This is a genomic window from Psychrobacter sp. TB15, assembly GCF_000511655.1.
Classification (GTDB): Bacteria; Pseudomonadota; Gammaproteobacteria; order Pseudomonadales; family Moraxellaceae; genus Psychrobacter; species Psychrobacter submarinus.
In genome coordinates, this window is the sequence record NZ_AYXN01000036.1 from 46372 (window position 1) to 68591 (window position 22220).

The following is a 22220-nucleotide window of genomic DNA, read 5'->3' on the forward strand; positions in this document are numbered from 1 at the left end:
AGTAAAACTAAATAGCCATATCGTCATGTTCTATATCGTTAATCGAACTACTAAGATTAAGAATGTCTAAGATTAAAACATCAACGATGTGCGAAACAGTAATACGATAAATTTTAAGGACAGTTGGCTTAATAGAGATTAGCTCATTAAAGATAAGTCAAATCATATAATTTTTATAAATGAGATCATAATAATTGGAGAGAGCTTCTTATGGATATTATCAGTCATTTAACCCGCACGGTTACTCCTGCAGTACTTGGGGATGACCACAACCCTGCTAAGAGAAACTTATTAGAGCAGTTTTACGCCATCTTTGCCGCGCGTCTAGCGGATAAAGACACTCATGGGCGTTTTGCTAATGAAAACATCGCTCAAGACGATCAAGGCTTTTACGATAGAGTATGGACGGATGGTAGTCACCGTGACCAAATCTCTCGTGAGCTTGCAAGTCAGCATAACGTTGACGCAACAGCGTCTCGTGGCCTAGTCGCTATGGCGGCACCGCTCGCCTTTCATGAAATCAAAAGCTTAGCTGGTAACACGCCTGTACCACAGTTTTTGAATGATAATTTGTCAAATTATCAGCATCATATTCCAGCGTGGGCGGCAGGTGTCGTTCCGGCAGGTATGGTCGCTAGTGCGCCGGCCGGTGAGCGTATCTCTAATACTACAAGTACTGCGCCATTGGTTCGTGAAGAAGAAAAGAGCGGTAGCTTTATGAAAGCGCTACTGCCTATCATAGGTTTGATTATTCTAGGTGCTCTAGCTTGGGCGCTACTCAGAGGGTGTCAAGAAGACCCAGCTCCAGTAGCGACGCCAGTGGCGACTGAAGAGGTGGCAACTGATGAGCAAACCGTTGTAGCCGCTGATATTGAGCCAGCTTCACTAACGTTAGCTACTGGTGAAGCAAACACTCTATATGCTTGCCGCATGAATGTAGGTGACGAAGCGCTACAGACGAATGTTATGAATGCGCTATCTAATACCTTTGGCGCTGAGGCTGACAAGTGCCGCGCTGATGTTGATGATAGCTTTGCCGCTGATATGCCAGCCGCTGCGCAATTGTCTTCGATATTGCCTATTTTCCAAAGCGTACCAGATGCCAATATGGTCATCAAAGGTGAAGAGATTATCGTGAACGCCGCAGATGAAGGGGTACTTGACCAGTTAGTGAATGATCTGCAAGCTGCTGCGCCTGGTATGACAGTGAGCGCCGAAGGTCCGCTAGATCTGCAAGGCGAGATTGATGATAGCTTAGTCGCTACTGATACTGCGATGAATAATCTAGGTGAAAACCCAGATCCAAGAGATGTCGCTCGCGCTTTAAGCTTGCAAGTTATTAACTTTGAGCTTGATAAAGCGATCATCCCTGATGCCAATAAGCCGTATCTTGACCGCGCTGCTCAATTGATTACAAACACACCAGATGTGGAGCTGATGATCATTGGACATACAGATAAACTCGCTTCTAACGCTTACAATATGGAGCTATCACAAGAGCGCGCCAATGCTGTAAAAGAGTACTTAGTCTCTAAAGGCGTAGATGGCAGTAAGCTTATGACTAAAGGTATGGGCGAGACTGACCCTATCGCGACGAACGCTACTGAGCAAGGCCGTTTCCGCAACCGCCGTATCGAATTTAGTGTTTATGATGAGAGTATGGCTACAGATGATAACGCAGTAGTAGCAGGTGATACTCAAGAAATGGATGCTAATATGGACCCAGATTTGAATCCATTAGATGCTAATAATGATGATGTCACAGTAGATGGTGATGATCGTATGTTAGATGCTGATGGTACACTGGCGGATCCAGATCTAAATCCGTTAGATAATAATAATGATGATATCTTACCTGATAGTGATGATCCAAGTCAGGGAACTGATTTAGATCCAACGAATTAATAGATACGTCTTATTTTGATAATAATAAAAGAACCGCCCCTTTAATTAGGAGCGGTTTTTTTTATTTAGAACGGACGGTCTATTAGGCACTCAGCCACAAGGTTATTTATAATCAGTAGGATCTTTTAGATCGCTTAGGTCATCGGAGTGGTCTAAAGTATGGCTATTTTGCACCTGATTACCATCTGAGTTTGCTGTCTGCATATTAAAAAAGGTCTGTATAACACGGTGCCGAGCTTGTTGCCAATGCTCAAACTGCTGACAAGTAGAAGTGAGGTCGCCGCGCCATTCCGGAATTTGGCCACGCATTGTTTTAATACGCTGCTGGTCAGGGTAGGGCAAGTCTTGGGCCGCTTCTGCCGCTTCGTGCGCGGCTACTCGGTCATTACATACCAAAGCAATATCGCAGCCAGCATGGATCGCGGCGTGTACTCGGTCGCTGACATCACCTGCAGCCTGCGCGCCTGCCATCGATAAGTCATCGGAGAATAACACGCCATCGAACTGCAGCTGATCGCGAATGATGTCTTTTAACCAAACCTTAGAAAACCCTGCAGGTTTATTATCCACCTGCGAGAAGATTACATGTGCTGGCATCAACGCATCGAGCCAAGGTAGCGTCTGGGCAAAAGGCTGCATATCATGACCCATAATCTCATCAAGCGCGCGCGTATCGATAGCTTCAGCAACATGTGAATCCGGCGCAACTCCGCCGTGACCTGGGAAGTGCTTACCAGTCGTTGCCATACCGGCTGCGCGCATCCCGCGCATAAACTGAGTCGCTAAAGCCGTGATCACTTGTGGGTCTCTATGAAAGCTGCGATCTCCAATAACCTCACTCACGCCATTTGTATCTAACACAGGGGCAAAGCTCAAATCGATACCGACGGCTAGCACTTCAGCAGCCATCAAGTAGCCACAATCATAGGCACAGCTGAGCGCCTCACTAGGATTTTGATCAAATAATTCGCCCAGCCTTCCCATTGCGGGCAGCGGTGTAAAGCCATCACGCAGCCGTGCGACTCGGCCACCTTCTTGGTCAACACCGATTAAGATATCAGGATTATAATAGCGAATATCATCACATAGCTGCCGTACTTGCGCCGCATCGACGACGTTACGAGCAAACAAAATAATCCCGCCTACCTGAGCTTGTTCAATCAAGCTGACATCATCAGCCGTTAAGGTACTACCGCCAACATCTGTCATTATTACGCCATACATGGTTTGCTCTCCAAATTTGCTCTACAAAATAGTGTTCATCGCTATATCAATCATCCTCAATTATTCTAAGCTCAGTCCTTTCAAGCTTATGCTGAATGTAATGACTACGCTTTTAGGTTGAAGTGATATAGGCTACTTGATATATGAAGCTCTATAGATAAGTGTAAAAGTTAACTGTGAGACCATTATGCCAGTAATTACTCTGCAGTTATAATTTAACCACTCAGTTATTGTCACTACAATGCTTATGAATGAGTGCATAAATATAACAGAAAGTTTGCTCATACAGATTGAGACAGCGCAGGTCAATAAATCGTGATAATATTGATTGATTTTTAATAATAAACTGATAGTGGTGGTCGCTGGGCTGTCAGCTGCTAGTCATTGCAATAGGCGACTCGCTAGCATTGCTGTTCATAGATGGCTATCGAAAAAGTGCTATTCAAAATAGCCATAAAACACCATTATCATAAAGCATCGATACAAAATGGACTGCTCTTTATACTTTCACTATACAGCTCTTCAGATACTCTCTAAGACAACTAGGTAGATATAATGAAAAAACAACCCGCACAATGGTTATTAAGTATTGCTTCAATTGGCGTGGTCGGCGCTATCATGACGCAAAGCTACGGCACCGCAGTGGCAAACACAGATACAGGAAGCTTTGTACAAACCCCTGAGCAAAAAATTACCACTAGGCAAGTAGCCGCTTTGTTAGATCGTAGTCACTATCTGAATCAGCCGCTCGATACTCAGATGGGCAGCGATATCTTAGATATGTATATCGATAGCTTAGACCCAAACCATACGCTATTTTTGCAAGCGGATGTGGATGAGTTTAAGAAAAAATATGCCGATGACTTCGGTAACAGGCTCAAGCGCGGAGATCTATCTGCTGGTGTCGATGTCTTTGAGCGCTACCGCAAACGCTCCAATGAGTATTTTGAGATGGCAAAAAAAATGCTCAAAACAGATATCGATTTGACCAGTGATGAGACGATTATTCTCGACCGTGAAGAGCTGCCTCATTTCACAAGTAAAAAAGCGCAGCGCGATTACTGGGCGCGTCAGCTAAAGTTTCAGCTGATGAGTATTACTTTGGGTCAAGAGAGCGAAAAGGCCAAAGAAAAAGTCTTTTTGGATGATCCTGATATCACTTTGGGTCAAGATCTGGTTCGTGATGATCAGCGCACGCCAAATGAGATTTTACTCAATCGTTTATCCAGACAGCAAGGGCAGATGGAGCGTCTCAAAGATGATGAGATCATGGAGACGATCTTAAATACCGCGATGCTCACTTATGATCCGCATAGCAACTACTATGCGCCAATTCAAGCCAATGAGATGCAAATTCAATCGAGCCTGCAACTAGAAGGTATCGGTGTCTCTATTCGCCCTGATCGCAAAAACCCAAACTATACTCGTATTGTCACACTAGTCGATGGCGGTCCTGCTGCCAAGACAGGACAAATCAAGCCAAACGACTTGATTATCGCTATCGCTAAAGACGGCAAGACCATGACTGATGTGGTCGGTTGGTCCACTCGTGAGATTGTCAGCCTCATTCGCGGCAAGCGCGGTACACCAGTTACCATAAAGCTGCGTCAGCCAAACGCCCCTGATGCCAGCGCTCGCACGGTTACGGTAGTACGCGATATCATCGAACAAGAAGAGTCGGGCGTGAACCATCGCATCGTTGAGGTACCGCACGCAAGTGACGCAGAGGATAGCGATAGCACCTTAAAACGTATTGGTGTGCTAGAGATACCGAGCTTTTATTTAAACTATAGAGCGCGCCGCAATGGCGAGGACTACCGCAGCGTCAGCTTAGATACTGAAAATGCTATCAAGGAGCTTAATAAGCAAAACATCGACGGCTTAGTGATTGACTTACGTAATGATCCAGGCGGCTCTTTAGACGAAGTAGCTAAAATGCTTGGCTTATTTATCAAGAGTGGTCCTTTAGTCCAGATCAGGGATAACCGTGGTAATATTCAAGTCTATCGCGACGATGATGGTGGCAAGCAGCTCTATGATGGCAAGCTAGTCGTGATTACCAACTTAGCTTCCGCCTCAGCTAGTGAAATCTTTGCCGCAGCGATTCAAGATTACGGTCGCGGTTTGGTCGTGGGTAGCACGACGACTGGTAAGGGCTCAGCGCAGATTCAATTAGACAGTCTAGCGTTAGGGTCAGCAACTTTGACTCAGCGTAAGTTTTATCGCATTACCGGCGGTAGTACGCAGAATAAAGGCGTAGTGCCAGATGTAGAGCTTGTCAATATCTACGATGATGCCACCTTTGGTGAGCGCGCGCAAAAGAATGCGCTGCCATGGGATACTATCAAGACCGCTGCTTACAAACCTGAAGGCAAGTTTAGCACTGATATGCTCAAGACCTTAAATCAGCAGTCTAAAATTCGTCAAGAACAAAATCCGCAGTTTGTCTACTTATCTACGCTCAATGACATTCGAGATATGGATGACGAGAAAAAACCTATCGCCTTAGATATTAGTAAGCGCCGCGCCAAAATGAAGCTGATCGAGCAGCGCTCTTTAGAGGCTGAGAATAGAAGACGAATCGCTACAGGCTCTAGCCCTTATGCCAACTGGAACACCTATCAAGCTGCGATGGATGCTAAGTTTGAAGAGCGTAGTAAAATGAAGGAGAGCGAACGTCCAGAGCTGCCAGAAGACGAAGTGTATATCTTTGAAGCGGCGCGTCTCATGCTAGACGCTGAGCCTACTATGATTGCGAGTCCTGCGGAGGAGTTATAAGCTCATCTATAGCATGTAAGCATATGCTTACATGCGTTGACGCTTAGACGTCTTACTTATCATCGTCTAATTTGCGATTATAGTGTCACTGCACAGTTTATTGATACTGTTTATTTACACTAGGGATTGGTGTTATAAGATAGATGGTTTATGAATTGCGTCAGGGATGGACTGCTGATCAAGGAAGATAGGGCTTTAAGCCGCTTTAAGCCTAAGTAGCGATATATCTCGGGATTAGATATGGCGTTATATTAACAAGGATGTTAAGTAATAAAGACCGCATAGTGCTTGTCACTATGCGGTCTTTTTACGTTTAAATAAAAAAACCTTGAATAAGCTCTACAACGAAAAAGAGCCAGTAGCTATTAGACTACTGGCTCTTGCGCTTTATGACTGAGTGATAAAACAACTCAGCGATAAAAATCTGATAGCAGATTAGTGCTCAACGCCGCCTGCACCGTGGACATGGCCGTGGTTTAGCTCGTCTTCGGTCGCTGCGCGTACTTCTTGAATCTCAACATCAAAAGTCAAACGCTTACCCGCTAGAGGGTGGTTAGCATCAACAGTCACTTCTTGATCGTTGACATCAGTTACTGTCACTAGCATGACTTGGCCGCCAGCTTCTGACTGGAACTGCATACCAGGCTGGATATCATCAACGCCTTGGAAGTTATCGCGAGGTACCTTTTGTACTGCTTGCTCTTGGTATTCGCCGTAGCCATCAGCAGGCTCAACCACTGCATTGACTTTTTCGCCAGCAGATTTGCCTTCTAGTTGCTGCTCAAGGCCTGGAATGATGTTGCTATGACCATGAAGATAAGCAAGAGGCTGACCTTCTGGCGACTGATCAAGGATGTTACCTTCATCGTCTTTTAGCGTATAGTTGAATTTGACGGCAGTATCTTTTGCGATAGTAGTCATAAATTATCCTAAATTGAATATCGTTATAAAATTAAATTTGGAGGTAATAAACCTAAAAAGGTCGATCAGCTAAAGAGCCATATCAATAATCAATTATCATCAGTTTATTAAGGTAACTGTTAAATAGAAACTGTTAATTTCACTATTAATTAGAGTAACTGTAGCAGTTAGCCTCTTTAATTGAGATGGTTTTGATAACTTTCAAGGTATAAAACACAAAAAAAGCGGATTTATCGTATATTCATGGGATTTATAGTCTGTACCACTCTCAATTTATACTATTGCTAGCGCCAGCATACGCTTTAGCCGTTGCGTTTTTGTGCAAGGACTTCTACCATAATGATAAATACTATCAAGATAATAAGCAGAGATAATGACCGTGACTACTTTTAATCCCTTCAAAAGCTTGGACAATAATAACACGACTGCAAGTGATCATACCGCTACCATTAGCTACAGTCTAGATTTTGCCCGTTTTAATGAGCACTTAGTCGATGTGACTCTTAACTTTACAGCGACTACGGATTGCCCTGAGCTGTGGCTGCCAGCATGGATTCCGGGTAGTTATTTGATGCGTGAGTTTGCGCGTAATATTACTGCGGTCCATTATGAGATAGTAGCAGCTGAACCAGCTAGCGCTTACCGCGCACAAAAAATAGATAAGCACAGCTGGCAGCTACCGAAGGCAATGACAGGGCAGGCGATAAAAGTACAATATGAAGTCTACTGCTATGACTTGTCCGTACGTACCGCTTATGTCGATCAGCAGCGCCTCTATGGTAATTTTACCTCGCTAGCGCTAGCTGTGACAGGGCAAGAGCACTCTTCTGTACAAGTGAATCTATTAGTACCCGCTACTTTTTTAGCAGATAAAAGTGAGGATGATGTCAAATTAGCTTGTGGTCTCAAAGCGAGCCATTTGCAGCTAGATTATCATCATGGCTACGGTCTGCAGGCAGATGACTATTATCAGCTGATTGATCATCCGTTTGAGATTGCGCTGCAGCAGTCCTTTGATTTTATTATTCAAGACGATGAGCATCAAACCTTGCCGCATAGCTTTTATCTCTCAGGCAGACATAATGCCAATATGGGGCGTTTGCAACATGATGTCACCCAGATTTGTCAGACTTATCTGAACTGGTTAGGGGACGCGCCCTTTAGTGATTATACCTTTATGACATATGCTAGCGGTCAAGATTATGGCGGCCTTGAGCATATTAATTCCACGAGCTTAATTACGCCGCGTAACGATCTGCCAAGTGGTGATGAGCCAGTATTGCCAAGCCCTGATTATCAGCGCTTTTTGGGACTATGTAGCCACGAGTATTTTCATGCGTGGTGGGTGAAGACCGTGCGCCCTGATGTGATGATGGAGGTGGATTTACGCCGCGAAGCTTTCACCCCGCTGCTTTGGGTGTTTGAGGGTTTTACCTCTTATATTGACGATTTTATGCTACAAGCTTCAGGCGTCATCGATAAGCCCAGTTATTTAAAACTATTGGCGGAGCAGATCAACCGCTACTATCAAACCGACGGCCGCGCCAATCAAAGCGTCGCCGAATCGAGCTTCGATGCTTGGATTAAGCTCTATCGTAGCGATGAAAATACCGGTAATGCAGGTATCAGCTACTATAATAAAGGCGCTTTAGTGGCGCTGTGTTTGGATCTAACGCTGCTACAAAGCACCAATGGCCGTTATCGCTTATTCGATGTGATTAAAGCCTTTTATGCGCGGGCTAAGCAAAACGACAAGCAGCGTATCGGTATCAGTAGCGCCGATATGGGAGCAGTGATTAGCGAGTTTATGCCAAAGGCGCAGTGGCAGGATTTTGAGCAGCGCTATATCAATGGAGTGGAAGAGCTGCCTATTGAGTCGCTGCTGCGTGCTAATGGTATCGGCTGGCATGAAAACGAGGTAGAAACGGCGGATAAAAACATCCCTTGGGGTATGCGCTGTAGCGAGACGGCTACGGGGCTAAAAGTGAATCGCGTGCAGCGCGGTAGCATAGCGGCAACGGCTGGTATCTCAGCCAATGATATCATCGTCGCTATTGACGGTATTAAGGCTACCCGTAAGCAATTAGCAGTATTTAGTCCTCTTAACCAACCGGTAAGCTGTCATTTGTTCCGCCGTGACGAGCTTATGACAATGACGGTACTGCCAAAACAAAGCGCCGATACTGCCACTACTGCTACTTCGAGTCAACAAACACAGGGTCAACAAGTGTTTCCGCATAAGATAAGCTTAACGCTAGTCAGTGCCGATAGTGCTGAACAAGAAGCTGACAAGACAGCTTCGGCTTGGCTGGATGTTTTATCGGACTAATCGTTTTTAAGCCTTAATAATGAATAAGACTTTTACCATGAGTAAAAGTCTTATCGTCGATCTGGAGGTTTTTAGCGTTACGGTTTTAGTGTCGCTACGCTAGTAACTCATAGCATTATACATGAGTAGCTAACCGCTGCCTGCTTACCAGTGCTCTTGTTATCTTTACTTGTTATGCTGGCTCGTCGCGTTTAATAGTATCGCCATCTTCTTCTAGCTCTATACTCTCTTCTGCTTCTGCTTCTGCTTCTGCTTCTGCTTCTGGAGATGGTGCGGGAGCATTGTTGGCAAGCCAGTCTTCTAATACTTGTATAATACGCGGCTGATCTCTAGTGATCTGTACCGCCAGTCGGCGCATCTCAACATCAGTACCATATCTCAGCTCTACTTTGGCGAGCTGCAATACGGCTCGCTGATGAGCCAGCATCCCGCGGGCAAAAGCTAAATCGGCGACAACAGACTCGGTACCCATTCTGATGTTGTAGTTCATAGAAGCCACGATATCTGCATAGTCGAGCTGCATAGCTTCAGTATTAGGCTTAGGATTAGGAATATCAGGATGGCTGGCTAGCCACTTATTGCTGATGTCGATCCTTTGCTGCTGAGAGTCGATAATCTCTTGAGCCAGTAGCAAAAGCGCGTTATCTGTTCCATATTTGAGCTGTAGCTGCGCCATATTGACAGCGCCGCGATGCAAAGCGAGTATGCTTTTGGCAAACGCGGTATCTGGATCGTTATAAACCATACCAATGTTGACCTCATTATTCATTCTAGTCAGCGCTTTGGTATAGTCTTCCATCATCGGCGCACTATCGATTACACTCTCATCTGTTTCATCCGCGACTACTGCTTCGTCCGTCTCTGCTTGCGCCGCTGTGTCTTGCGTGACGACAGAGGTGTCAGGAGTATCTGTGGTCTCTGTTGGCATATCGCTAGGGTCAGAGGCCGGCTGACAAGCGCTTAGGGCAAGCCCTACCACAACGCTAATGAGAGAAGCGCTAAAACGCGATGACAGTATCATAGTAGTCCTTAACATAAGCCGGCGGGAACAAACGTAACCACAAAAATGGTAGTTAAATACTAGCAGATTTAGCAGATAAATCTAGAGCGTTTGAGAGAGCTATTTAATATTATTAAAGCGCTTATCGTAGCTTGAGCGATAATGGCTAGTAGCTTAGGTGACAATGGCAATGTACTCAACCAGATCACGGTCTGCTAGTCAGTAATCCCTAACTGCTGACAGCGCTCAGCATTGAGATGAATCCGTACAAACTCGCCGCTCGCAAGCGTCCCTAAGTCAAAACCGGCAACCGACCAGCGGATCAGGCGTAAGCAAGGTAAGCCCACGTGCGCGGTCATTCGCCTGACTTGTCGATTTTTGCCTTCATAAATTGTCAGCATCAGCCAAGAAGTCGGCACGTTTTTACGCTCGCGTATCGGCGGATCGCGTTGCCAAAGCTCAATAGGCAGCTCGTCTTCTGCGACTATTTTTGCTGTTGCAGGCAACGTCATGCCGTCTTTTAGCAAGACGCCGTTCGATAACTCATCAAGCTGCTCTTGGCTTGCAGCCCCTTCAACTTGCACCAGATAAGTTTTACCTTGCTTGTATTTATTCTGATGAAAAGTTTTTTGACTAGGCGGCTGGGTAATGGCTTTATTAACACGGCCATCACGAGTCAAAATAAGTAAGCCCTCTGAAGTGGCATCTAAGCGGCCGGCGACGCGCAATGACTTATCGGTGAAATACTGCGATAGAGTGATATGATTATTATTACTGTCATCACGAAACTGACTTTGAACGCCATAAGGTTTATTAAAGAGCACTAAGCTTGAGGTGGCCATGAGAAGAGCGTTCCTAATTAAAGATCAGAGATAGTCATACTATCAATCTTTGCCATAAAAAACACCTCAACAGTATTATACCATTGAGGTGCGGCTATCATTTGAGCGTTCTATATTGCTCAACTAGCGTTATAGCGACTTGTTAATCACTATTTATAATGAAGCGATAGCTTCGTTAAAGATTTTACTCGGACGCATGGCTGCTTCAGCTAGTTTTTCATCAGCTAAGTAATAGCCTTTGATATCTACAGGTTTGCCTTGCGCTTTATTCATCTCTTCAACAATCGCTTGCTCATTATTTTCAAGCTGCTCAGCTAGAGGTGCAAACTGAGCTTTGAGGTCGGCATCTTGATCTTGCGCTGCAAGCTCCTCAGCCCAGTACTTAGCTAAGTAGAAGTGGCTACCACGGTTATCAAGCTCACCAGTTTTGCGTGATGGCGATTTGTCGTTGATTAGTAGCTTCTCAGTGGCCTTATCTAGTGAGTCTGCAAGGACTTGAGCCTTAGCATTATCATCGCTTTTGGCTAAATGCTCCAAGGATTCGGTCAAGGCCAAGAACTCGCCTAAAGAGTCCCAGCGTAGATGGTTTTCTTCAACCAGCTGCTGCACGTGCTTAGGAGCAGAACCCCCTGCGCCGGTCTCAAACAAGCCGCCGCCTTTCATGAGTGGTACAACTGAGAGCATCTTAGCACTCGTTCCAAGCTCAAGAATAGGGAACAAGTCAGTCAGATAATCGCGTAGGATATTACCAGTGGCTGAGATGGTATCAAGGCCGCGAGCGACACGCTCTAAGGTATAACGCATGGCGCGGACCTGCGACATGATCTCAATATGTAGACCATCGGTATCATGGTCTTTTAGGTACATATTGACCTTTTTGATCAGCTCGTTTTCGTGCGGGCGGTATGGGTCTAACCAGAAGACAACCGGTGTATTTGATTCACGTGCGCGGCGCACGGCAAGCTTAACCCAGTCTTGGATTGGCTCATCTTTGGTCTGACACATGCGCCAAATATCACCCTTCTCAACATACTGCTCCATGAGCACTTCATCAGTTTCTTCGTCAACAATACGAGCGGTACCTGAATCGGCGGCTTCAAAGGTTTTGTCGTGCGAGCCGTACTCTTCTGCTTTTTGCGCCATAAGACCGACGTTAGGAACGGTGCCCATTGTGGTCGGATCAAAATTGCCATGCCATTTGCAGAAATTGATCATTTCTTGGTAGATACGCGCAAAAGTAGATTCAGGCATCACGGCTTTACAATCATACATTTTGCCATCCGCGCCCCACATCTTACCGCCTGAGCGGATCATCGCTGGCATAGACGCGTCAACAATCACATCGCTAGGTGAGTGAAAGTTAGTGATACCTTTATTAGAGTCGACCATCGCCAGACGAGGACGATGCACTTGGCAGGCATGTAAATCGCGCTCAATCTCTTCTTGTAGAGATGTTGGCAGCTCTTTGATTTTTTCGTAAAGTGATGCCATACCGTTATTGACATTGATGCCTAACTCATCGAAAAGCGCGCCGTGTTTTTGAAAAGCGTCTTTATAATACGTTCTGACCGCATGACCGAAGACGATTGGATGCGAGACTTTCATCATTGTTGCTTTGACGTGTAACGAGAATAAGATACCAGCTTCGCGGCAGTCTTCCATTTCACGCTCATAAAACTCAAGCAAAGACTTTTTACTCATAAACATAAGGTCAATGACTTCTTTATCTTGCAAAGCGAGACCTTTTTTGAAGACATGAACCGTACCATCATCAGTAACACGCTCCATACGTACAGTGCGCGCTTTGTCTAAAGTCATCGATTGCTCACCGGCGTAGAAATCACCACCATGCATGTGTGAGACGTGCGTCTGTGACCACTGCTTCCATTCGCCCATCGAGTGCGGGTGTTTACGCGCGTAGTTTTTGACCGCTTTTGGCGCGCGGCGATCGGAGTTACCTTCACGCAGTACAGGGTTGACTGAGCTACCTAAAGCTTTGCCATAGCGGCGGCGAATCTCTTCTTCTTCCTCTGTCTCTGCCTCATCTGGAAAATCAGGTAACGCGTAGCCTTTACCTTGTAGCTCTTTGATAGCGGCTTTTAGCTGACCAACAGAGGCACTGATATTTGGTAGCTTAATGATATTAGCGTTTGGATCTTGCGTGAGACGGCCTAGCTCCGCAAGATTATCAGGAACACGCTGCTCCTCTTCAAGATAGTCAGGAAACTCAGCTAAGATACGCGCAGCAACAGAGATGTCACTCATCTCTACTTCAACGCCTGCGGTTTTGGTAAAGGCTTCAACGATAGGCAAAAATGATAGGGTGGCTAGCGCTGGGGCTTCATCGGTTTTTGTATATATAATTTTTGACATTGTAATCTCTTATTCCTTTTGGTTGTCATTAAGCGTTTGATTCTTATAAAAATAAAAGGTGTTTGCAAATTGAAATAAAGACAGCTGCAAACGGGTAGCGCGGTAAGTGGTTCATTTATCAAAGTGATACTAGTGATAATATGGGTAAGCTAACCATCGAAGGGAGTACTTAAATCTTGTAAATGATAGCCACGAGATAGTTAATAGTCGTCTACGGTAGTTGTTCGTCCCTTTTAAACGTTCCAAAATAAACGTTTGAAGTTTAAACAAAGTTTAAACATAGTCTCGTTTTGAATAGCTTAAGGCTAATTTTAACATTAGCCTGCAAAGAACAACAGCGACACGACTGTTTTTTACCATAATGCGACTAAAATAAAACGTCTTAAGCCCATATCAGCAACTATCTGCGTAAATAGTTGAAAGTATGAGCATCAAGGACTAGGGCTAAGCTCATCGTTATAAGCTTAACCCTATTTTAGCCTTATTGTACCGAAGCGATAGTGTCGTTTAGCAGTTTGCTTGGGCGCATGACATTTTTAGCCTGTTCTTTGTCTAGTAGATAATAACCACCGATATCAACAGCGTGTCCTTGCACCTCATTGAGCTCTTTGACGATGGCGTCTTCATTCTCAGCAAGCGCTTTGGCGAGGGGTGTAAAGGTCTGTTTTAACTCGCTATTGTCATCTTGCGCGGCGAGCTCTTGCGCCCAGTACAGAGCCAAGTAAAAGTGGCTACCACGGTTGTCAAGCTCACCAACTTTGCGTGAGGGCGACTTATTATTCATCAGTAGCTTCTCTGTTGCGCCATCTAGGGTATCGGATAACACCTGAGCTTTATCATTGTCCTCATGAATCGCTAAGTGCTCTAATGATTCCGCCAACGCTAAAAACTCGCCTAATGAATCCCAGCGCAGATGGTTCTCTTCAACCAACTGCTGTACATGCTTAGGCGCTGAACCGCCAGCTCCAGTCTCAAACAGACCGCCGCCATTCATCAGAGGTACGATAGAGAGCATTTTTGCACTGGTGCCTAGCTCCAAAATTGGAAATAGATCGGTAAGATAGTCACGCAGCACGTTACCGGTGACTGAGATGGTATCTTTACCTGCTTTTAGGCGCTCTAAGGTAAAGCGCGTGGCTTCGCGTACCGGCATGATACGAATGTCTAAGCCCTCAGTATCGTGGTCTTTTAGGTAGCGCTCTACTTTTTTGATAAGGGCGGCATGATGCGGGCGTTTTTTATCTAACCAGAATATCGTAGGAACGTTGCTAGCACGGGCGCGCGTAACGGCGAGCTTCACCCAGTCCTGAATCGGTGCGTCTTTAACCTGATTCATCCGCCAGATATCGTCTGTTTCGACTTGGTGCTCAGTGAGTACGTTGCCAGCAGCATCTAATACTTGCACATTACCTGCAGATGGAATCAAAAAGGTCTTGTCATGTGAGCCATATTCTTCCGCCTTTTGCGCCATTAACCCGACATTTGGCACTGAGCCCATCGTTGCTGGATCAAAGGCGCCGTGCTCTTTGCAGAACTTGATGGTCTCATCATAGACACAAGCGTAGCTACTATCAGGAATGACGGCTTTGGTATCGTGCAGCTCATGATCAGCGCCCCACATTTTGCCTGAATTGCGAATCATCGCCGCCATGGAGGCATCGACAATGACATCGCTAGGCACATGTAAGTTGGTGATACCTTTTTCTGAATTCACCATCGCCAGATCAGGGTTGCGCTTATAAATATTGGCAATATCCGCTTCGATAGCTTGACGCTTATCATCCGGTAGCTCTTGTATTTTGGTAAGCAGGTTACTAAAGCCATTATTGACATTGACGTCTAGCGCTTTGAACGTATCGCCATACTTTTTGAATAGATCTTTAAAGTAAACTCTTACTGCTTCACCGAAGATAATAGGGTCGGAGACCTTCATCATGGTGGCTTTTAGATGCAAAGAGAACAGTACCTCTTTGGCTTTTGCGTCCTTAACTTGCTCGTCCAAAAACGCCACTAAAGCGTCATGTCTTAACACTGCTGCATCAATCACCTCGCCTGCGAGTAGCGGCGCTGGCGCTTTTAGCTCAGTGACCTCTCCCTTGTTGCTTGTGAATTCAATGCGATAGTCTGTGGCTTGCTCGACCGTCACCGAGGTCTCGGTATCAGCAAAGTCACCATAATCCATAGTAGCCACGTGCGACTTAGAGTCTGGGCTCCATGCGCCCATAGAGTGCGGATGACGTCGAGCATAAGCTTTGACGGCTTTTGGCGCGCGGCGATCGGAGTTACCTTCGCGCAAAATCGGGTTGACCGCACTGCCTTTTACTTTGTCATAACGAATACGCACGTCTTTTTCTTCGTCCGTTTCTGGATGATCGGGATAATCAGGCAAGGCATAACCTTTGTCTTGTAGCTCTTTGATTGCAGCCTTGAGCTGCGGGATAGAAGCGCTGATATTAGGCAGCTTGATGACGTTAGCGCCGGGCGTTTTGACCAGTTCACGCAGCTCTTGAAAGGCGCTAGGAATGCGCTGCTCTGCGGTCAAAAAGTCGGGAAACAAGGCGATGATGCGTCCGGCCAACGAGATGTCAGCAGTTTCTACGTCGATGCCTGCGGTACTAGCAAAAGCTTTGACAATAGGTAAAAAGGAGAGGGTGGCCAGTGCTGGGGCTTCATCCGTTTTTGTATAAATTAGTTTTGACATTATAGTAGTTATTCCTTTACGTGATTATTTATAATAAGTATTAAGTTTGGCTATGTTATCGCTGATAATAGTAGGTCGCTTTGAGTTGCATTTAGTCTTAAGTTAACAGGGGCTACGTCTGTAAATATATGATTTTTGCGTGACGATTTGGCGGAGGATTTTTCGATTATCATCTTTGATACCTATTTCTATACCTGCCTTGATACTTTTCTTTATACTTACTTTTATATTTAAATAGACAAGCCGCCCAAAACCAGTGTTAGTCAGTAATAAACCATGCATTACATTTACGAAGTATAAATTCAAGACGATGTCAATGTAACAAAATGAACTAGGGATAGTATGATTGCTAATATCTCATATCTCAGAATTATATTAAACTATTAAAAGCCTTATTCTAACAGTCATCCATACTAAAAACATCCTTTTGCCAGCTTAAACATCAGCTGTTTCTGCAGTTTTCAACGAACAACATAGTTCACTCACTGCCAAAGATACATAGAGAATAGCTAGGGCGTGTTGAACATTCGACCATGGCACTGACAGCGACTATTTTTTAGGCGTTTCGATGTTAAAAATAATAAGTTTAGTCATTCTAAGCGCTTATTTTTAACGATGAAGCGGCAAAAAAGAGTCCTGTCCCTGTTGTTGTCGTGAGGGCTGATGCTAAAATTGCCCCATACTGCGTTACAAATCTCGCTAAGGCATCTGCATTATCGTCGCTTTGTGCCTTGTCTGGAACAATTTTAGCGATCAGCAGTGCCTATTTGCGAATGTTCAACACGCCCTAGTAATATTTTGCAAATTGTAACCGCATTTTTAGCAAAGTTTGGTAGGCTAATGGTGACTTTATACAAACAAAGTAGGTGTCATGAATTTAGAGTATGCGTTAGTAGGCGATATGAGTTGGAAGACCCAAGCGGATTGGCAAACGCCTGACACGCCATTTATGTCTTTTACCTTTTGGCAGGCGCTCAGTGATACCGGCGCTATCGGTGAAAAAGCCGGCTGGCTACCGATCTATATCGTGGTTTATGATGGTGATAAGCACCGTCCTGTTGCGGTGATGCCGGTCTTTGTCAAAGGCCATCATCAAGGCGAGTTTGTGTTTGATTACTCTTGGGCGCAGGCTTATGCGCATTACGGTTTGGATTATTATCCGCGTCTAGTGACGAGCGTGCCTTATACACCAATTACGGGTCAACGTCTGTGGCTTGCGGCAAACCAAGGTTTAACACCTGAGATAATACAAACTGCTATCAAAGGGGTAGATGATGTTGCGCAGCAGGTCGGGGCGTCTAGCTGGCATTGCTTATTTGCTGAGTCTCAGCTTGCAACTATAACGGCTTCATCAAGCCAAGAGATTGCAGCCGCTATTGATGAGAGCCGGATAGCCTTAGCTGGCGCAGATGACAGACAAGAGCAGCCACCAGAATCAACACAAACAAGTAAAACGTCCTTACCTGTTTTTGAGCGTCAAGGCTGTCAGTTTTTATGGCAAAATCAAAACTTGCTTGCCGATGCTCAGCCTTTCACTGATTTTGAGAATTTCTTAGCGACGCTAAGAGCGAAAAAGCGCAAAACTATCCGCGCTGAGCGCCGTAAAGTCACTGAGCAAAATATCGTCTGTGCACGCAAATGCGGTAGCGATATTACTGATAGTGACTGGAAGGCGTTTTATCATTGCTATGTAATGACTTATGCGGTGCGCGGTCAGCAGCCTTATCTGACATTAGACTTTTTTATGGCGCTCGCGCAGAGTATGCCTGAGCACTTGATGCTGGCGCTTGCATACGACAGCGACAACGAGATTATCGCTAGTAGTTTGTTTCTCTATGACAGTCCTAATAACGAGCATTCAACGCTGTATGGGCGCTATTGGGGCGCGCTTGCCGATTATGACAGCTTACATTTCGAGCTGTGCTACTATCAAGGCATAGAGTTTGCTATTGAACAAGGTTTGCAGTATTTTGACCCAGGTACGCAAGGCGAGCACAAGCTAGTGCGCGGCTTTATTCCGACCACGACTCACTCCTTACACCGCATTTATGACGAGCGTTTTATTCCGGCGATTAGTAATTTTTGTATGGAAGATAGGCAGCGCATGGCGCAGTATCGTCAGCAAGCGCATCAGGCTCTGCCGTTCAATGCTGATAATATGCCAGTCTTTGATAGTGAGCAATAACTGCCATCCCTTAAACTAGCCTCTATACTTTTTGCCTTTATGCTTTAGTACTGAATACTTTGCTATTGGATACTTGGCTATTGAATACTAAGGTACCGAGTGCTGTTTTTTATATCCGTCATAACCTATAATTTTGTTAACTATGCCCAGTCACTCTTTTAATGCTCATACTTCTTCTACTATATCACCGCCGGCAGCGCTATCTTCTTGGCTTAATGTCGAAGGCTCACTGACTGCTATGCTTGAGGCAAAGTCAGGTCAACCGCTGCGAGTAGAGCGCTGTTTTGAAGGCTATCGGCGACTAAGCTTGACGCAAAAAAAGCAGCTCGGCATATCAGTAAAGCAGTACAACAGACCGATACTGGCTTGGGTACGCGAAGTAGAACTATATGGCGATAGTGACCAGCCTTGGGTATGGGCGCAAAGTATTTTTCCGCTACCGAGTCTGCAAGGCTCAGCCAAGCGCTTGCAACAGCTAAAAGGTACGCCCATCGGTTATGTGCTCTTTAAGCGTCGCCAAACGCTACCCAATCAGCGCTTTATTACGCATACTGAACACGGCTGGCAGCGCCAAACCCGCTATGATTGGTACGGTAGAAAGTTATTAATTAGTGAGACCTTTTTGCCATATTTTTTATCTGGTCTTGATGAGTGCTAGGCGCTGAGTAAACCTCAGCGGTATGGATTTAATAACTGAGAAGATTGAGACCCCACAATGCCTATCAGTTACCTAAATAAGTGACTCATCAAAGCCTGCTACTTGGGCACTTTTTTAGATTTTAAAAAATATCTTATTTACCTAGCGCAAAGTGAGTTTTTGCATTTACCTTATCTGGTTTCATGTTAAACTCAAATCACAGCAAAATTTCAGTAGGATATGACCTGCAAGATGAATGCTGGAATATCGTCATCAAGCATGAGTTTAATTTAGGTGTATCATAAGCCTGCACTCATCGCTTACCCTTCTATTTTTAAACCTTTTTTTTTTATCACTCTTAATAAAAATATGCTATAGGACATAACTATGTTTAAAGATATCTCTATAAAAGAATTTGACCCAAAACTTGCTGAAGCCATGGAAGCTGAAAGCCAGCGTCAAGAGAGCCATATCGAGCTTATCGCTTCAGAGAACTACTGCTCGCAAGCAGTAATGGAAGCACAGGGCTCAGATCTAACCAATAAATATGCTGAAGGCTATCCGGGTAAGCGTTACTATGGCGGCTGTGAGCACGTCGATGTGGTTGAACAGTTGGCTATTGACCGCGCCAAAGAGCTATTTGGCGCAGAGTACGTCAACGTGCAGCCGCATTCAGGCAGCCAAGCCAACTCGGCGGTATTCTTAGCGTTACTGGAAGCGAATGATACGGTGCTCGGCATGAGTCTGGATGCTGGTGGTCACTTGACCCATGGCGCGCATATCAACTTCTCAGGCATCAACTACAACGCCGTACAGTATGGTTTGGTAGAAGAGACAGGCCTGATTGATTATGATGAAGTCGATCGCTTAGCGCGCGAGCATAAGCCCAAGATGATCATCGCAGGTTTTTCTGCCTACTCACAAGTGGTTGATTGGCAGCGCTTCCGCGATATCGCTGATGAAGTCGGCGCTTATTTGTTAGTCGATATGGCACACATCGCAGGCCTTGCTGCTACGGGCGCATATCCAAATCCAGTACCATATGCTGATGTGGTGACTAGTACTACGCATAAAACCTTACGTGGGCCGCGCTCAGGTATCATCATGTCACGCGACGATAAGCTTGCCAAAAAGCTTAATTCTGCGGTCTTCCCAGGCAATCAAGGTGGCCCATTGATGCACGCCATCGCCGGTAAAGCGGTCTGCTTTAAAGAAGCACTCGAAGATAACTTCAAAACTTATCAAGAGCAAGTGGTCAAAAACGCCAAAGCTATGGCAGAAGTAATCATCGATCGCGGCTATGAAATCATCTCTGGCGGTACTGAAAACCATTTAATGCTCATCAGCCTTGTGAAACAAGAGTTGACCGGTAAAGAAGCAGATAAGTGGCTTGGTGAGGCTTTTATTACGGTTAATAAAAACGCCGTACCTAACGATCCAAAATCACCGTTTGTCACCTCTGGTATCCGTATTGGTACGCCAGCCTTGACCACTCGCGGCTTCAATGAAGCAGATGTCAAAGAGGTGGCAAACTGGATTTGTGATGTGTTAGATAGCCGCGGTGATGAGCAAGTGATCAGCGATACGCGCGACAAAGTCAAAGCTATCTGTGCCAAAAAGCCAGTTTATGAGAAAAATCAGTAAGACTTGAAAATTATAAAAAGAACCGCTTGGCTTTGGCTGGGCGGTTTTTTTAGCTCTTTTTCCATCCTGTTATTTGATGCATGGCTCTTTGTAGTCTTATAGATATGTCAGTATCCACAAAATCTATGAACTCTCTTTTAGGGCGTGTTGAACATTCGACCATGGCACTGACAGAGACTATTTTTTAGGCGATTTGCAGATAAAAATGGTAAGTTTAGTCGTTCTAAGCGTCTATTTTTATCAATAAAGCGGCAAAAAATAGTCCTGTCCCTGTTGTTGTAGTTAGGGCTGATGCTAAAATCGCCATAGTCGTTGCGAAAATCTAGCCAATGCAATAAGCATTACCTGCAATTTTAACGACGACTAGAACTATTTTAGCGATCAGCAGTGCGCATTTGTGAATGTTCAACACGCCCTATTATTTAGATATTATTATTTAAATACTATTTCAATATAAAGCGTACTACACACTCTTATGAATTACTCCCAACCATCCACAACTGCGGGCGACCAAAATCCCGATACGCATCCTCAATCATACTTTTAAACACCTTAAAGTCCTCCGTGTTTATCTGCTCAATCTCTGTCAAATCCAAACGCAAATGCTCGGCATCGCTATCGGTTAAGCAGTCCCACGCACTATCCCAATTGTGCGCAAAGTAATCAGGAAAATTAAGCGCGTTATCTAAGGCCGTCAATAGTGACGTTTTATCAAGCACTCTACCCACAGCGATATCGATAGCTTGCTCAGGAATAAAAGCACGATTACAAGTGTTTGGCTCAGCACATAGACCAGTATCCTTGTCTATATAGTAAATGGCTTGGCTCATATTAGTTTACCTCTAATCGTCTAAAGCTATCGTAATGATCAACCGTTAAGTAGTAGACAGTGGGCGGATTGCCGCCGGTGACGATACGTCTAGCGCCGCGATGTGAGACGCCGGGTGTAGGCACAGTGTACTCGCGGTAGTAGCCGCTGGACTGAGCAGGCAGGCGGCCTTCGCGGTTATAAAAGGTCGTGCCATCCTTGGCAGGATAGGGATATGGCCCGCCTTGCTGAATTAGGGCGATAGTGTTATCAATTTGCGCGTCGCCTGTGATGGCGGTATGAGCGCTTTGAGCAGAGTCTGAATAGCTGGGCGTGATATCAGCGGTCAATGCCCCTTGCTCAAACAGCGCTGATTTTATATCACCAAAGAAATAGACGGCGACGGCAATAATAGCGATAAAGGAGATAAGCGACGTGAGCGGGCTTTTTTTATGCTGCCCGTACGTTGAGCGTTTCGCTGTATGCTGTCTTGTATGCAAATGGTTGGTCTTATCATTGCGGCCTTTCGATGGTGTACTTTCTTCAAGGCTCAAGGTAGGGTCAGAAACTTCGGTCGCACGCAGCTGGTTTTTGTCATTGCGAGTACTGTTAAAATACACGTGCTGCCCGATATGGATAGGCTGCGATAATTGTACGCTGCTGATATGAAAAAACACGTCCTCACTTTGATCGTCAACATCGATAAAGCCGTAGCCTTTATCTTGGTTCCAGTGTTTGATAGTACCGCTTTGCATGGCCGCTTCGCCTATTAGGGTTTAGCATAGTATATACAATTTGATAAAAACTATTAAACCAAAAAACGCCAGCATGATGCTGACGTTTATTGTATAAATTAAAAACTTGTTGGTTTGA

General features: G+C 45.1%; 14 protein-coding genes. 6 read left to right on the forward strand and 8 right to left on the reverse strand.

The window, feature by feature from the left end:
- Nucleotides 1–210: 210 nt before the first annotated feature.
- Complete coding sequence (locus W234_RS0108530; RefSeq protein WP_025646445.1) at nt 211–1905, forward strand: OmpA family protein; 1695 nt, start codon at nt 211–213, stop codon at nt 1903–1905.
- A gap of 102 nt (nt 1906–2007) precedes the next feature.
- Here the strand turns inward: W234_RS0108530 and nagZ are convergent, their stop codons facing one another.
- Nucleotides 2008–3129: a beta-N-acetylhexosaminidase gene (gene nagZ, locus W234_RS0108535; protein WP_025646446.1), complete on the reverse strand. Its 1122-nt coding sequence runs from the start codon at nt 3127–3129 to the stop codon at nt 2008–2010.
- Between the two features lie 555 nt (nt 3130–3684).
- Here nagZ and W234_RS0108540 point away from each other — a divergent pair.
- Nucleotides 3685–5907 (forward strand): carboxy terminal-processing peptidase, encoded by a 2223-nt coding sequence (locus tag W234_RS0108540; RefSeq protein ID WP_025646447.1) that lies wholly within the window; start codon nt 3685–3687, stop codon nt 5905–5907.
- Between the two features lie 435 nt (nt 5908–6342).
- On the opposite strand, the gene W234_RS0108545 is transcribed toward W234_RS0108540, so the two are convergent.
- On the reverse strand, nt 6343–6828 hold the full coding sequence (locus tag W234_RS0108545) for an FKBP-type peptidyl-prolyl cis-trans isomerase (RefSeq protein WP_025646448.1): 486 nt from the start codon (nt 6826–6828) through the stop codon (nt 6343–6345).
- Nucleotides 6829–7201: 373 nt separating this feature from the next.
- On the opposite strand from W234_RS0108545, the gene W234_RS0108550 reads away from it, so the two are divergent.
- The gene (locus tag W234_RS0108550) at nt 7202–9157 is read left to right on the forward strand and encodes a M61 family metallopeptidase (protein ID WP_156923976.1); all 1956 of its coding nucleotides are present in this window, start codon (nt 7202–7204) and stop codon (nt 9155–9157) included.
- 172 nt (nt 9158–9329) lie between these two features.
- Here the strand turns inward: W234_RS0108550 and W234_RS0108555 are convergent, their stop codons facing one another.
- The 4 genes from W234_RS0108555 to W234_RS0108575 all read right to left on the reverse strand — a co-directional run bounded on the left by W234_RS0108555 (nt 9330) and on the right by W234_RS0108575 (nt 16073).
- Nucleotides 9330–10178, reverse strand: coding sequence for a DUF305 domain-containing protein (locus tag W234_RS0108555; protein ID WP_025646450.1), 849 nt, complete (start codon nt 10176–10178; stop codon nt 9330–9332).
- A gap of 194 nt (nt 10179–10372) precedes the next feature.
- Nucleotides 10373–10999 carry a pseudouridine synthase gene (locus W234_RS0108560; protein WP_025646451.1) on the reverse strand — a complete coding sequence of 209 codons (627 nt, stop codon included), beginning with the start codon at nt 10997–10999 and terminating at the stop codon, nt 10373–10375.
- A gap of 153 nt (nt 11000–11152) precedes the next feature.
- Nucleotides 11153–13372, reverse strand: a complete 2220-nt coding sequence (locus tag W234_RS0108570) for an NADP-dependent isocitrate dehydrogenase (RefSeq protein ID WP_025646452.1) — start codon at nt 13370–13372, stop codon at nt 11153–11155.
- A 481-nt stretch (nt 13373–13853) separates the two neighbouring features.
- Entirely contained in the window at nt 13854–16073 is a 2220-nt protein-coding gene (locus W234_RS0108575) for an NADP-dependent isocitrate dehydrogenase (protein ID WP_025646453.1), read from the reverse strand.
- A gap of 871 nt (nt 16074–16944) precedes the next feature.
- On the opposite strand from W234_RS0108575, the gene W234_RS0108580 reads away from it, so the two are divergent.
- From W234_RS0108580 to glyA, 3 genes are all read left to right on the forward strand, one after another.
- Complete coding sequence (locus tag W234_RS0108580) at nt 16945–18258, forward strand: GNAT family N-acetyltransferase (protein WP_025646454.1); 1314 nt, start codon at nt 16945–16947, stop codon at nt 18256–18258.
- Between the two features lie 142 nt (nt 18259–18400).
- Nucleotides 18401–18916 carry a chorismate--pyruvate lyase family protein gene (locus tag W234_RS0108585; RefSeq protein WP_025646455.1) on the forward strand — a complete coding sequence of 172 codons (516 nt, stop codon included), beginning with the start codon at nt 18401–18403 and terminating at the stop codon, nt 18914–18916.
- Between the two features lie 366 nt (nt 18917–19282).
- Entirely contained in the window at nt 19283–20539 is a 1257-nt protein-coding gene (gene glyA / locus W234_RS0108590; protein WP_025646456.1) for a serine hydroxymethyltransferase, read from the forward strand.
- A gap of 473 nt (nt 20540–21012) precedes the next feature.
- Here glyA and W234_RS0108595 read toward each other — a convergent pair whose 3' ends face one another.
- Together W234_RS0108595 and W234_RS14875 are read right to left on the reverse strand one after the other, a co-directional pair.
- On the reverse strand, nt 21013–21369 hold the full coding sequence (locus W234_RS0108595; RefSeq protein ID WP_025646457.1) for a barstar family protein: 357 nt from the start codon (nt 21367–21369) through the stop codon (nt 21013–21015).
- A 1-nt stretch (nt 21370) separates the two neighbouring features.
- Complete coding sequence (locus tag W234_RS14875; protein WP_025646458.1) at nt 21371–22102, reverse strand: ribonuclease domain-containing protein; 732 nt, start codon at nt 22100–22102, stop codon at nt 21371–21373.
- Nucleotides 22103–22220 lie beyond the last annotated feature (118 nt).